We start from the raw sequence: 12,559 nt of genomic DNA on the forward strand, positions 1-12,559 counted from the left end.
CCGCCCGCCGTCCAGCCCCAGCGCACCGATCCCCCCCGCGGCCCCGGGAGACCGCCAGCCATGACACGACTCTTCAACAACCCAGCCGCCTTCGCGGACGAGGCCCTGGAGGGCTTCGTCGCCGCCCACCGGCGCCTGGTCCGGCGCGTCCCCGGCGGCGTCGTCCGGGCCACCGCCGCCGCCCCCGGCCAGGTGGCCGTGGTCGTCGGCGGCGGTTCCGGCCACTACCCGGCCTTCTCCGGTCTGGTGGGGCAGGGCCTGGCGCACGGCGCCGCGGTCGGCAATGTCTTCGCCTCGCCCTCGGCCCAGCAGGTGCGCCAGGTGGCCAAGGCGGCGCAGGCCGGTGGCGGGGTGCTGCTGGCGTTCGGCAACTACGCGGGCGATGTGCTGCACTTCGGGCAGGCCGCGGAGCGCCTCACCGCCGAGGGCATCCCCTGCGCGACACTCGCCGTGACCGACGACGTCTCCAGCGCCGCCGCCGGGGAGTCGGAGAAGCGGCGCGGGGTCGCGGGCGACCTCGCGGTGTTCAAGACCGCCGCCGCGGCCGCCGAGGCGGGGCTGCCCCTGGCGGAGGTGGTCCGCCTCGCGAAGCTGGCCAACACCAGGACCCGCTCGTTCGGCATCGCCTTCTCCGGCTGCACCCTGCCCGGCGCGGACGACCCGCTGTTCACCGTCCCGGCCGGCCGGATGGCGGTGGGCCTGGGCATCCACGGGGAGCCGGGGCTCGCCGAGCGCCCTGTGCCCAGCGCCGACGAGGCCGCCGACCTGCTGGTCTCCACTCTGCTCGGCGAGCTGCCGGAGGGGGTCGGGAGCCCGCGCGGACAGCGGGCGGGCGTGATCCTCAACGGCCTGGGCTCGGTCAAGTACGAGGAGCTGTTCGTCGTCTACCGCCGGGTGGCCCGGCTGCTCGCCGAGGCGGGCGTCGAAACGGTCGACCCCGAGGTGGGCGAGCTGGTCACCAGCTTCGACATGGCGGGCGTCTCGCTCACCCTCTTCTGGCTGACCGATGAGCTGGAGCCGCTGTGGACGGCCCCGGCCCACGCCCCCGCCTACCGCAAGGGGACGGTCGCGGCACCCCAGCCGTCGGCGACCGCGGACACGGACCTCTCCGCGGACACCGCCGTCGCCGAGGGCACCGACGTCCCCGAGGACACCGCCGTCCCCGAGGCGAGCGAGCCTTCCCGTGCCGCGGCCCGCACCGCGCTGGCGGCGCTCGGCGCCATCGAGACGACCATCCGGGCCCACGCCGAGGAACTCGGCCGCATCGACGCGGTCGCCGGCGACGGCGACCACGGCATCGGCATGCGGCGCGGCTCCGAGGCCGCGCACGCGGCCGGACGCCGGGCCCTGGAGCGGGGCGCGGGCGTCGGCACCCTGCTGCACCACGCCGCCGACGCCTGGGCCGACCGGGCCGGTGGCACCTCCGGGGCGCTGTGGGGGGTCATCCTGCGGGCGCTGGGCACGGCCCTCGGCGACACCGAACCGCCCGGCGCGCACCCCGTCAGCGTCGGCGTGGACGCCGCAGCCGACGGGGTGATGCGGCTCGGCAAGGCGGAGACCGGCGACAAGACGATGGTCGACGCCCTGGTGCCGTTCGCCGACGCGCTGAGCGACGCGGTCGGCGGGGGAGCGCCGCTCGCCGCCGCCTGGGACACCGCGGCCACCGCCGCCGACGCCGCCGCGGCGGCCACCGCCGAACTCCTGCCCCGGCTGGGCCGCGCCCGGCCGCACGCGGAGAAGTCGCTGGGCACCCCCGACGCCGGCGCGGTGTCCCTCGCCCTGATCGTCCGTGCCGTGCACGGCGCCCTCGCCGGCAACGGCACCGCCGGCACCACCCCCGAACCCGCTCCTGAACCCACCGCCGACACCACCGCCGACACCACCGCCAGGAAAGGCTGAGATGAACGACAAGCTCCGCATCGTCGTCGGATCCGATGACGCCGGATACGACTACAAGGAGGTTCTGAAGAAGGACCTGGAGGCCAGCGAGCTCGTCGCGGCCGTGACGGACGTGGGCGTGGACGCCGACGGGCACACCGCCTACCCGAAGGTCGCGATCGCCGCCGCCGAACTCGTGGCCGCCGGCGAGGCCGACCGGGCGCTGCTGGTGTGCGGCACCGGACTCGGGGTCGCCATCGCCGCCAACAAGGTCAAGGGCATCAGGGCCGTCACCGCCCACGACAGCTTCTCCGTCGAGCGCGCCATCCTCAGCAACAACGCCCAGGTGCTCACCTTCGGCCAGCGCGTCGTGGGTCTCGAACTCGCCCGCCGCCTCGCCCAGGAGTGGCTCACCTACCGCTTCGACACCTCCTCGGCCTCGGCCGCCAAGGTCGAGCTGATGTGTGCCTACGAAGAGGGCACGGCCGCCTGATGTCCTCCCCCCACGTCCCGTCCGTCACCATCGGCGTCAGCCTGAAGATGTACTTCGGGCACCACCAGACGCTCAACTGGTGCCGTCGTATCGCGGCGATCGCCGAGCGGCACCCGGCCGTCACCGGCGGCCTCGTGGAGACGTTCGTCCTGCCCTCCTTCCCGGCGCTGGTCCCGGCCGCCGGACTGCTCGCCGGGACCGGGGTCCGGGTCGGCGCGCAGGACCTGAGCGCCGAGGAGCCCGGCGCGTTCACCGGCGAGGTGAGCGGCGCCCAGCTCAGGGAGATCGGCTGTGGCTACGCCGAGGTGGGCCACGCCGAGCGGCGCCGCCTCTTCCACGAGGACGAGACGGTCGTCGCGGCCAAGACCGCCGCCGCGCTGCGCCACGGCCTCACCCCCGTGCTGTGCGTCGGTGAGCCGGAGCGCGCCGACGCCGGGCGGGCGGCCGAGCGCTGCGCCGCCGAAGTCGAGTCCGCGCTCGCCGCGGCCGGACGGGCCGGGGTGCTCGGCCCGGTGATCGTGGCCTACGAACCGCAGTGGGCCATCGGCGCCCCCGAGCCCGCCTCGCCCGAGCACATCCGCGCCGTGTGCACCGCCCTGAGCACCCGGCTGGCGGAGCGGGCGGAGCTCGCGGGCAGCCGGGTCGTCTACGGGGGCAGCGCCGGACCGGGGCTGCTCACCCGGCTCGGTCCCGAGGTCGGCGGGCTCTTCCTGGGCCGCTTCGCCCATGACCCGGGCGCGTTCGAGGCCATCCTGGACGAGGCGGCGGCCCTGCACGGGACGACCGTGGCGGGGGTGGCGTGAGATGGCCATCGGACTGAGCACCTACGCCTTCTTCTGGCGGACCTCCCCGAAGGCACCCCGGCCGCTGACGCTGGCCGACATGCTCCGGAGCACCCATGACCTGGGCGTCGGCGTCCTCCAGATCTGTGACTACCCGTCGATCGAGACGTATCGCGACGAGGAGCTCGCGGAGCTGCGCACCATGGCCGAGGCCCTCGGCATCCGGCTGGAGCTCGGCACCCGCGGGATCCGCCCCGGGCATCTGCTGAGGTATCTGGAGCTCGCGGAGAAGCTGGGCGCGTCCTTCGTCCGCTCCATGCTGAACACCCATGACCACCGGCCGACCGTCCCCGAGGCGGTCGAGCTGCTGCGCGAGGCGGTGCCCGGCTACGCCGCGCGCGGGGTCACCCTCGGCCTGGAGACGTACGAGCAGATCTCGACGGACGATCTGCTGGCCGTGGTCACCGCCGTCGACAGCCCGCACCTCGGCGTCTGCCTGGACCCGGGCAACAGCGTGGCCCGCCTGGAGCGGCCGGCCGATGTGATCGACCGCACCGCCCCGTACGTGGTCAACATCCACGTCAAGGACTTCGCCTTCACCCGCCGGGACGGCTGGGTCGGCTTCACCCTCGCCGGCTGCCCGCTCGGCGAGGGGCTGCTCGACTACGACCGCATGATCGCCGCGGTCCGCCCGGAGGAGAAGGGCGTCCACCAGATCGTGGAGCACTGGCTCCCGTGGCAGGGCGGCTTCGAGGAGACCGCCCGGCTCGAAGACCAGTGGACACGGCAATGTGTCCGCACCTTGAACACCCTGATGAGGAGCACCTGATGGCCACCCCCGCCACCGAGCCCACGACCGTCGCCGTCATCGGCGCCGCCGGAAAGATGGGCCTGCGCGTCTCGGCGAACCTGGAGAAGAGCGACTTCCGCGTCCTGTTCGGCGAGAACTCCCCCAAGGGCCAGGAGGTCCTGGCCGAGCTGGGCCGCGAGGTCATCGACTCCGCCAAGGCGGCGGCCGAGGCGGACGTGGTCATCCTCGCCGTCCCCGACCGCGTCCTCGGCGCGGTGTCCGAGGCGCTGGTGCCGGTGATGAAGCCCGGCTCGGTCGTCCTCACCCTGGACCCGGCCGCCGCGTACGCGGGCCTGCTCGCCCGGCGCGACGACGTCGCCAACGCCTGTGCGCACCCCTGCCACCCGTCGGTCTTCCTGGAGCGCACCACCAAGGAGGAGTGGGCCGACACCTTCGGCGGGATCGCCGCCCCGCAGGAGGTCGTCGCGGCGTTCGAGTCCGAGGACGCGGCGGCGCGCGAGCTGACCGAGACCGTGATCCGCACGATGTACGCCCCGGTCGTGGACGTCCACTGGGTGACCGTCAAGCAGTTGGCCGTGCTGGAGCCCACCCTCGTGGAGACCATCGCCTGCATGGTCGGCGCGCTGCTGACCGAGGCCCTGCACGAGACCGTCCACACCGTGGGCGTCCCGGAGCCCGCCGCCCGCGCGATGCTCCTCGGCCACACCCAGGTCGCCCTCGCCAACACCCTCAAGGGCGACAACCCGTTCTCCGACGCCTGCCTGATCGCGATGGACTACGGACGGGAGTCGATCGTGCGGGACGACTGGAAGAAGGTGTTCCAGGACGACGAGCTCGACAAGGTCATCACGCGGATGCTCAAGATCAAGGAAATCCGCCGCGCGGCGTGACACCGCGCTGTGCGCTGTGCGGTACGCGGTTACGCCCCCGGCCCGGTGCGCTCACGGGGGAGCGCACCGGGCCGGGGGCGTCATCACACGGCGCGGGTTGTCGGCGGGTGGCCGTACTCTGGAAGACCCCCGGCCCGTGACACGTGTCGGGTCGTTCGCGTTGTCCGCCTCCGGGATGGAATACCCCTTTATGAGCCTCACCGGTCTGCTCGACGCCGTCGTAAGGGACCCCGCGCTCGCCGAGGCGGTGCGCGGCGCCACCGACGGCCATCGCCCCCACGTCGATCTGGTCGGCCCGCCCGCCGCCCGTCCGTTCGCCATCGCCGCGCTCGCGCGCTCCGCGGGCCGTACCGTGCTCGCGGTGACGGCCACCGGCCGGGAGGCGGAGGATCTGGCGGCGGCGCTGCGCTCGCTGATGCCGCCAGGCCATGAAAACGCAGTGGTGGAGTACCCGTCCTGGGAGACGCTGCCGCACGAGCGGCTCTCCCCGCGCTCGGACACGGTCGGGCGGCGCCTCGCGGTGCTGCGCAGGCTGGCCCATCCGAGCCCGGACGACCCGGCGGCCGGGCCCGTCTCGGTCGTTGTCGCGCCCGTACGGTCCGTGCTCCAGCCGCAGGTCAAGGGGCTCGGTGATCTGGAGCCGGTGAGCCTGCGGGCCGGGCGGACCGCCGATCTGGAGGAGATCGTGGACGGGCTCGCGGCCGCCGCGTACTCCCGGGTCGAACTGGTCGAGAAGCGCGGTGAGTTCGCCGTGCGCGGCGGCATCCTGGACGTCTTCCCGCCGACCGAGGAGCATCCGCTCCGGATCGAGTTCTGGGGCGACGACATCGAGGAGATCCGCTACTTCAAGGTGGCCGACCAGCGGTCCCTGGAGATCGCCGAGCACGGGCTGTGGGCCCCGCCCTGCCGGGAGCTGCTGCTGACCGGCGACGTACGGGAGCGGGCCGCGGCCCTCGCCGAGGCCCATCCCGAGCTGGGCGAGCTGCTCGGCAAGATCGCCGAGGGGATCGCGGTCGAGGGCATGGAGTCCCTGGCCCCCGTCCTGGTCGACGACATGGAGCTGCTGCTGGACGTCCTCCCGGCGGGCAGCATGACGGTCGTCTGCGAGCCGGAGCGGGTGCGCACCCGGGCGGCGGACCTGGTGGCCACCAGCCAGGAGTTCCTCCAGGCGTCCTGGGCGGCCACCGCCGGGGGCGGCGAGGCCCCGATCGACGTCGGCGCGGCCTCCCTGTGGGGCATCGCGGACGTCCGCGACCGCGCCCGTGAGCTGGGCATGATGTGGTGGTCGGTGAGCCCCTTCGCCGCCGACGAGGAGCTCACGCAGACACTTGCCGCTGACGCGGCGGGGGACACCGTCAAGCTGGGCATGCACGCCACCGAGAGCTACCGCGGCGACACCGCCCGCGCGCTGGCCGACACCAAGGGCTGGCTCGCCGACGGCTGGCGCACGGTCTATGTGACCGAGGGCCACGGCCCCGCCTCCCGCACCGTCGAGGTGCTCGGCGGCGAGGGGATCGCGGCCCGGCTGGACGGCGACCTCACCGAGATCAAGCCGTCCGTGGTGCATGTGGCCTGCGGCTCGATCGACTACGGCTTTATCGACCCGGCCCTGAAGCTGGCCGTGCTGACCGAGACGGATCTGTCCGGGCAGAAGGCCGCGGGCAAGGACGGGGCGCGGATGCCCGCGCGCCGCCGTAAGACGATCGATCCGCTCACCCTCGAGGCGGGCGACTTCATCGTCCACGAGCAGCACGGCGTGGGCCGCTACATCGAGATGGTGCAGCGCACCGTCCAGGGCGCCACCCGCGAGTATCTGGTGGTGGAGTACGCCCCGGCCAAGCGCGGCCAGCCCGGCGACCGGCTCTTCGTCCCCACCGACCAGCTGGAGCAGGTCACCAAGTACGTGGGCGGCGAGGCGCCGACCCTGCACCGGCTCGGCGGCGCCGACTGGACCAAGACCAAGGCGCGCGCCAAGAAGGCCGTCAAGGAGATCGCCGCCGACCTGATCAAGCTCTACTCGGCCCGGATGGCGGCGCCCGGCCACGCCTTCGGCGGGGACACCCCCTGGCAGCGGGAGCTGGAGGACGCGTTCCCGTACGCGGAGACCCCCGACCAGCTCACCACCATCGCCGAGGTCAAGGAGGACATGGAGAAGTCGGTTCCGATGGACCGGCTGATCTGCGGCGACGTCGGCTACGGCAAGACCGAGATCGCGGTCCGCGCCGCCTTCAAGGCGGTCCAGGACGGCAAGCAGGTGGCGGTGCTCGTGCCCACGACCCTGCTGGTGCAGCAGCACTTCGGCACCTTCGGCGAGCGGTACGGCCAGTTCCCCGTCAACGTCAGGGCGCTCTCCCGCTTCCAGACCGACACCGAGGCCAAGGCGGTGCTGGAGGGGCTGCGGGACGGCGCGGTCGACATCGTCATCGGCACCCACCGGCTCTTCTCCTCCGAAACCAAGTTCAAGGACCTGGGCCTGGTCATCGTGGACGAGGAGCAGCGCTTCGGCGTCGAGCACAAGGAGCAGCTGAAGAAGCTCCGCGCCAATGTGGACGTGCTGACCATGTCCGCCACGCCCATCCCGCGCACCCTGGAGATGGCGGTCACCGGCATCCGCGAGATGTCCACGATCACCACCCCGCCGGAGGAGCGCCATCCGGTGCTGACCTTCGTCGGTCCGTACGAGCAGAAGCAGATCGGCGCCGCGATCCGGCGCGAGCTGCTCCGCGAGGGCCAGGTCTTCTACATCCACAACCGGGTGGAGTCCATCGACCGGGCCGCCGCCCGGCTGCGCGAGATCGTCCCCGAGGCGCGGATCGCCACCGCCCACGGGCAGATGTCGGAGGGTGCGCTGGAGCAGGTCGTGGTCGACTTCTGGGAGAAGAAGTTCGACGTCCTGGTCTCCACGACCATCGTCGAGTCCGGGATCGACATCTCCAACGCCAACACCCTGATCGTCGAGCGCGGCGACAACTTCGGCCTCTCCCAGCTGCACCAGCTGCGCGGCCGGGTCGGCCGTGGCCGCGAGCGCGGTTACGCGTACTTCCTCTACCCGCCCGAGAAGCCGCTCACGGAGACCGCCCATGAGCGGCTGGCCACGATCGCCCAGCACACCGAGATGGGCGCGGGCATGTATGTGGCGATGAAGGACCTGGAGATCCGCGGCGCGGGCAATCTGCTCGGCGGTGAGCAGTCCGGCCACATCGCGGGCGTCGGCTTCGACCTCTACGTCCGGATGGTCGGCGAGGCCGTCGCCGACTACCGCGCCTCGATCGAGGCGGGCGAGGGCGAGCCCGCGGAGGCGCCGCTGGAGGTCAAGATCGAGCTTCCGGTCGACGCGCACGTCCCGCACGACTACGCCCCCGGCGAGCGGCTGCGCCTCCAGGCGTACCGGGCGATCGCCTCCGCCAACAGCGAGGAAGACATCCGCGCCGTCCGCGAGGAGCTCACCGACCGCTACGGCAAGCTCCCCGAGCCGGTGGAGAACCTCCTCCTGGTCGCCGGCCTGCGCCTGCTGGCCCGCGCCTGCGGCGTCACCGACATCACCCTCCAGGGCTCCAACATCCGCTTCTCCCCGGTCGAGCTCCGCGAATCCCAGGAGCTGCGCCTCAAGCGCCTCTACCCGCGCACGGTCATCAAGCCCGCCACCAAGCAGATCCTGGTACCCCGCCCCGCCACCGCCCGCATCGGCGGAAAGCCGCTGGTGGGACGGGAACTGCTGGCGTGGACCGGGGAGTTCCTGACGTCGATCCTGGGGTCGTGAGGGTGATCCTGGGGGCGTGACGACGGCGCTGGGGACGCCATCGGGCTCAGGCGATGCGGATCTGTTGATCGTCGACTTCGAGCACCAGGGTCAGCCGCGCCCCCAGCGCCTGCGCATAGGCGCGCATCGCCGTGAGATCCACCGACTTGCCCTGCTCCAGCTGGGAGACGCGGGCTTGGGTGATGCCGAGCTGGGCGGCGGCCTGCTGCTGGGTGAGACCCCGCTCCCTCCGCAGCCGCCGCAGGTGATGGCCCAGGAGGTGGGCCTCCTGCCGCAGGCGTGCGGCCTCCTTCCGCGCCGCCCACTCCGCCTCGCCCACCTCGGGGTGGGCCTCGCGGCGGACCCGCTCGCCGCTCCTCTTGACCTCGTCCCACGAGGTGAAACCGTTCATTCCGCCGCCTTCTCCTTGTGGTCGAGGTACTGCCGGTAGCGCTCCTCGGCGAGTGGGACGGCGGTGTCGTACCAGCGCCGCCAGTTGCCCGCCTTGTCGCCCGCCACGAGGAGGATGCACTCCCGGTCGGGGTCGAAGACGAAGAGGATGCGGATTTCGGTCCGGCCCGCCGAGCCCGGGCGTAACTCCTTGAGGTTCTTCATCGAGCTGCCGTGGATCACATCGGCCATGGGACGACCGAGGCTCGGTCCTATGGCCGCCAGCAGCTCGATGGCCTGCTCCACCGAGTCGGCCGAATGCGGATCGTGAGCACATAGGGCGAGGAACCAGTCGGCCACCTCGTCATGGATGTTGATTGACCACGTCACGAGCGAGTATAAGCAGTTGCTTGTAGAAGCGCACCCTTGTAAAGCCAGCTCATTCCCTCGAATGGGTGGGCCTGTCCGCGCCGGTTTCCACGGGGACAGGGGCGGGCCGCGCGCGCGACACCCCCGTCGTCGCGCGGCGGCCGGCCCCGGCTCATGAGCCCGGCGGGGTGGCCGGGTGCGGTGCCGTGCGGGTGGGGGGATGCGCCCTCGGCCCTCGGCTCTCGGCGAGAGGCGGGGTTCGGCGCGGCCCGTCGTGGCTTGTCCAGGACAATAGGCGCCCGCGGCACCCACGGCGAGGAACGATGTGCACAGTGAGCACCCCGAGCGGTTCCCCTTCGAACGGTGAACGCACTGGTGAACGGTGAGTACGGCGGCGAACGGTGGGCGCGCCCGAGGGCGACCCCGGTGCGCGGTCGCCCCGTTTCAGAGCGAGCCCAGAGCTCGCATCGCGAGCCATAGTTCGTACTTCGCGCTCGGCGCGGTCAGCAGGGAGCGACCCAGGACGTCCTCCGCCCTGGTCAGGCGCTTGCGGGCGCCCGGGAGGGAGATGCCCAGGGCGGTGGCCGCGGCGGGCAGGCGGGCGTCGGCGCGCAGCCAGGTGCGTATGGTCTCCAGCCCGGCCGTCGGACCGGCCTGCTCCAGGGGGCGCAGCTGGGCCCGGGCCCAGGTCCCGGCGGCGGGGGTGCCCAGCACCGCGTCCAGCGTGGCGGTGTGCCCCGGTGGGGCCTGGGCGCGGGCCGCCGCGGCCTGGGGCGCGGTGTGCAGCCGCAGCGCCAGCCAGGCGGCCGACTGCGCGGGCAGGCTGCGGCTGATCTCCACGCCCAGCAGCTCGTCCAGATGGCGCATCCGCGCCGCGAGGGTATTGCGGTGGATCTTCAGATGGCGGCTGGCCGCCCCGCCGAAGCTCAGCCACGACCCGAGCGTGCCCAGCAGCTCCTGCGGGCCCGGGTCGGCGCGGCGTGCCGGGGCGTACCGAAGACAGGGCGCCAGGAGCTCGCTCGCCCACACATAGCCCTCCGGGCCCGCCAGGACGGTCACATCCACATCGCCGCCGAAGCCCGCACGGCGCTCGGGCGCGCTACGGGCCACCGCCAGCGCGTGGATGGCCTGCTCATACGCGGTCGGCGTGTCCCGCAGCGCGACCGCCGCGCTCACCCCGACCCGGCATTCGGGCACCAGCCGGACGATCAGCAGGTCCAGTGGTGCCGGGCCGCCCCGCGGGTCACCGCTGATCGGGCCCGGCTCGGGCGGTACGAGCGCGAGGACGTGGTTCGGGCGCACCGGACACGGCACGATCCACGCCCCGCCCCCCGCCTCGCGATCGATCCGCCGGATAATCTCGCGCCGCCGCGCGTGCGGGCACTCGATCACATACATCCGGACCACCGCGGGCAGCGCCGGCCGCAGCGCCCCGGCGATCCGCTGCGCGGCGGGCACGCTGCCCACCATCAGCAGATGCAGCACCGCCTCCCGGCTGTGCTCCTCGGCCGACTCGATCCGCCGCCGCGCCCGCTCGGACTGCTCCAGCCGCCAGCACAGGGCGAGGGTGCGGGCGGCGTCGGCGAGCAGCGTTCCGCAGTGCGGATCGTCCGGCCCCACGACGGCGAGATACGTCCTCGGGCCGGTGTCGAGCGCGATCAGATGCACCGGGGGCCCTTCGCCCCCGCCCAGCACGGCGGACGCCGCCCCGCGCCGGTGCAGCTCGACGGCGGCGCCGACTGCGGCGTCGGCGGCGAGCCGCGCCACCGCCGGGTCGTGCTCCCCGCCCGGCCCGGCCAGCACCCGTCCCGAGTCCCCGACCAGCACGGCCGGGCCCCCGGTCCGCCGGGCCAGCCAGCCGAGCATCTCCCGTACCGCCCCGCGCCGGGTGGCCAGCCGGGCGAGGGCGAGAACGTCATCGGCGCGGTCGGCGCGGTCGGCTCGGTCAGCTCGGTCGGCGCGCTCGTCGGAGGGCGGGGTGTGCATGAAACAGCACATTAGTTCTGATCGCCTGGGTTTCGGAAAGGGCCCGGCCCAGCCTGTGGAAAACCTGTGGATACGGCGGAGCCCACTGGGAGGGAGGCGGCTAGGCTCCCCCGGTGTCCACCGTCATAGCCGCCATGATCACCGCAGTCGTCGGCATCCTCGGCACCCTCTTCGCACCCCTCCTCCAGCAGCGCATGACGGCACGCCAGCGGGGAGAGGAAGCACTCACCGAGGACCGGCGGCGCCGCTTCGAGGAGCGCCGGGCCGCCTACACCGCGATGAACCGCGCCTCCCGTCAGTTCCACACCCTCCTCAAGGACGCGCTGCACCGGATCCGCGACGACGTGTACGCGGACGAGGACCGCGTCCGGCTCGAGGAGGCCCGCCGCGACTACCGGGACCGTTACGCCGAGGCGCAGATGATCGTCCCCGAACGGGTCCTGGAAGCGTCCCGCGACCTCAATACGGTGCTCGCCGGTATCGACGCGATGGCCAAACGGATCGACCGCGGCCTGCAGTACGACGGCGAGACGGCGGCGGACGCGCTGCAGGAGCTGAAGGAGGCCGAGCCCCGGCTGTCGGCGATGCGCCGGATCATGCGGGAGGACCTGGGCATCTTCGACTGAGGCCCGGGGCCGCGCTCCTGACCCCGGGGGTGGCCGCCGCCATGACCTCGGGGGTAATCGACGCTCCCGGCGGGGCGCGGCAGGCTGATCCGTGTCCGCCGATCTGCCTGGAGCACTTGGAGGAGCCATGCCCGCCGCCTACGCGCTCGCGCATCTGCACGGCCGCAGTCCGCACCCCGACGTCATCGAGTACCTGGAGCGGATCCAGGCCACCCTCGACCCCTTCCACGGCCGGTTCCTCATCCACGGCGACACGCTGGAGGTGGTCGAGGGGGAGTGGCCGGGCAGTGTGGTGCTGATCGAGTTCCCGGGCGGGATGGCGGACGCCCGCGAGTGGTACGCGTCGCCCGCCTATCAGGACATCCTGGCGCTGCGCACCGACCATATCGAGGGCGATGTGATCCTGGCCGATGGCGTCGGCCCCGGCTACGACCCACTGGAGCGAGCCGAGAAACTGCGTTCCGCGGACCCCAGCGGGTACGCCCGCTGAGCGCTCCGCTGGAAGTGCCCTGACCTGCCGCCGATCGTCTGCGGCGCCGTCGTGGCTGATCGCGCGGTTCCCCGCGCCCCTTCAAGGCGGTACGTCCGCCCGATC

At 73.1% G+C, this 12,559-nt stretch carries 11 protein-coding genes; 8 read left to right on the plus strand and 3 right to left on the minus strand.

Features of this window, described 5'->3' with window-relative positions:
- The first annotated feature begins 60 nt into the window (after nucleotides 1–60).
- From JK364_RS33140 to mfd, 6 genes are all read left to right on the plus strand, one after another.
- Complete coding sequence (locus JK364_RS33140) at nucleotides 61–1,899, plus strand: dihydroxyacetone kinase family protein (RefSeq protein ID WP_201855048.1); 1,839 nt, start codon at nucleotides 61–63, stop codon at nucleotides 1,897–1,899.
- Nucleotide 1,900: 1 nt separating this feature from the next.
- On the plus strand, nucleotides 1,901–2,371 hold the full coding sequence (locus JK364_RS33145) for a ribose-5-phosphate isomerase (protein WP_201855049.1): 471 nt from the start codon (nucleotides 1,901–1,903) through the stop codon (nucleotides 2,369–2,371).
- Nucleotides 2,371–3,174, plus strand: a complete 804-nt coding sequence (locus JK364_RS33150; RefSeq protein WP_201855050.1) for a triose-phosphate isomerase family protein — start codon at nucleotides 2,371–2,373, stop codon at nucleotides 3,172–3,174. Before JK364_RS33145 ends, JK364_RS33150 begins: the two co-directional genes overlap by 1 nt.
- A 1-nt stretch (nucleotide 3,175) precedes the next feature.
- Entirely contained in the window at nucleotides 3,176–3,982 is an 807-nt protein-coding gene (locus JK364_RS33155; protein ID WP_201855051.1) for a sugar phosphate isomerase/epimerase family protein, read from the plus strand.
- The gene (locus JK364_RS33160) at nucleotides 3,982–4,854 is read left to right on the plus strand and encodes a phosphogluconate dehydrogenase C-terminal domain-containing protein (protein ID WP_201855052.1); all 873 of its coding nucleotides are present in this window, start codon (nucleotides 3,982–3,984) and stop codon (nucleotides 4,852–4,854) included. Before JK364_RS33155 ends, JK364_RS33160 begins: the two co-directional genes overlap by 1 nt.
- 190 nt (nucleotides 4,855–5,044) lie before the next feature.
- A complete protein-coding gene (gene mfd / locus JK364_RS33165) occupies nucleotides 5,045–8,614 on the plus strand; it encodes a transcription-repair coupling factor (RefSeq protein ID WP_201855053.1) in 3,570 nt (1,189 codons plus the stop codon).
- Between the two features lie 46 nt (nucleotides 8,615–8,660).
- On the opposite strand, the gene JK364_RS33170 is transcribed toward mfd, so the two are convergent.
- The 3 genes from JK364_RS33170 to JK364_RS57130 form a co-directional block, all read right to left on the minus strand.
- Nucleotides 8,661–9,005: a helix-turn-helix domain-containing protein gene (locus tag JK364_RS33170; protein WP_201855054.1), complete on the minus strand. Its 345-nt coding sequence runs from the start codon at nucleotides 9,003–9,005 to the stop codon at nucleotides 8,661–8,663.
- Nucleotides 9,002–9,373 carry a type II toxin-antitoxin system RelE/ParE family toxin gene (locus tag JK364_RS33175; RefSeq protein WP_372462025.1) on the minus strand — a complete coding sequence of 124 codons (372 nt, stop codon included), beginning with the start codon at nucleotides 9,371–9,373 and terminating at the stop codon, nucleotides 9,002–9,004. The genes JK364_RS33170 and JK364_RS33175 overlap by 4 nt, the downstream gene beginning before the upstream one ends.
- Nucleotides 9,374–9,796: 423 nt before the next feature.
- A complete protein-coding gene (locus JK364_RS57130; RefSeq protein ID WP_201855055.1) occupies nucleotides 9,797–11,338 on the minus strand; it encodes a helix-turn-helix domain-containing protein in 1,542 nt (513 codons plus the stop codon).
- 113 nt (nucleotides 11,339–11,451) lie between these two features.
- Here JK364_RS57130 and JK364_RS33185 point away from each other — a divergent pair, with 113 nt between their 5' ends.
- Nucleotides 11,452–11,964: a hypothetical protein gene (locus tag JK364_RS33185; RefSeq protein ID WP_307841449.1), complete on the plus strand. Its 513-nt coding sequence runs from the start codon at nucleotides 11,452–11,454 to the stop codon at nucleotides 11,962–11,964.
- A gap of 127 nt (nucleotides 11,965–12,091) precedes the next feature.
- Nucleotides 12,092–12,454 (plus strand): DUF1330 domain-containing protein, encoded by a 363-nt coding sequence (locus tag JK364_RS33190; RefSeq protein WP_201855056.1) that lies wholly within the window; start codon nucleotides 12,092–12,094, stop codon nucleotides 12,452–12,454.
- Nucleotides 12,455–12,559: the final 105 nt, after the last annotated feature.

Source organism: Streptomyces endocoffeicus (genome assembly GCF_016741935.1).
Classification (GTDB): Bacteria; Actinomycetota; Actinomycetes; order Streptomycetales; family Streptomycetaceae; genus Streptomyces; species Streptomyces endocoffeicus.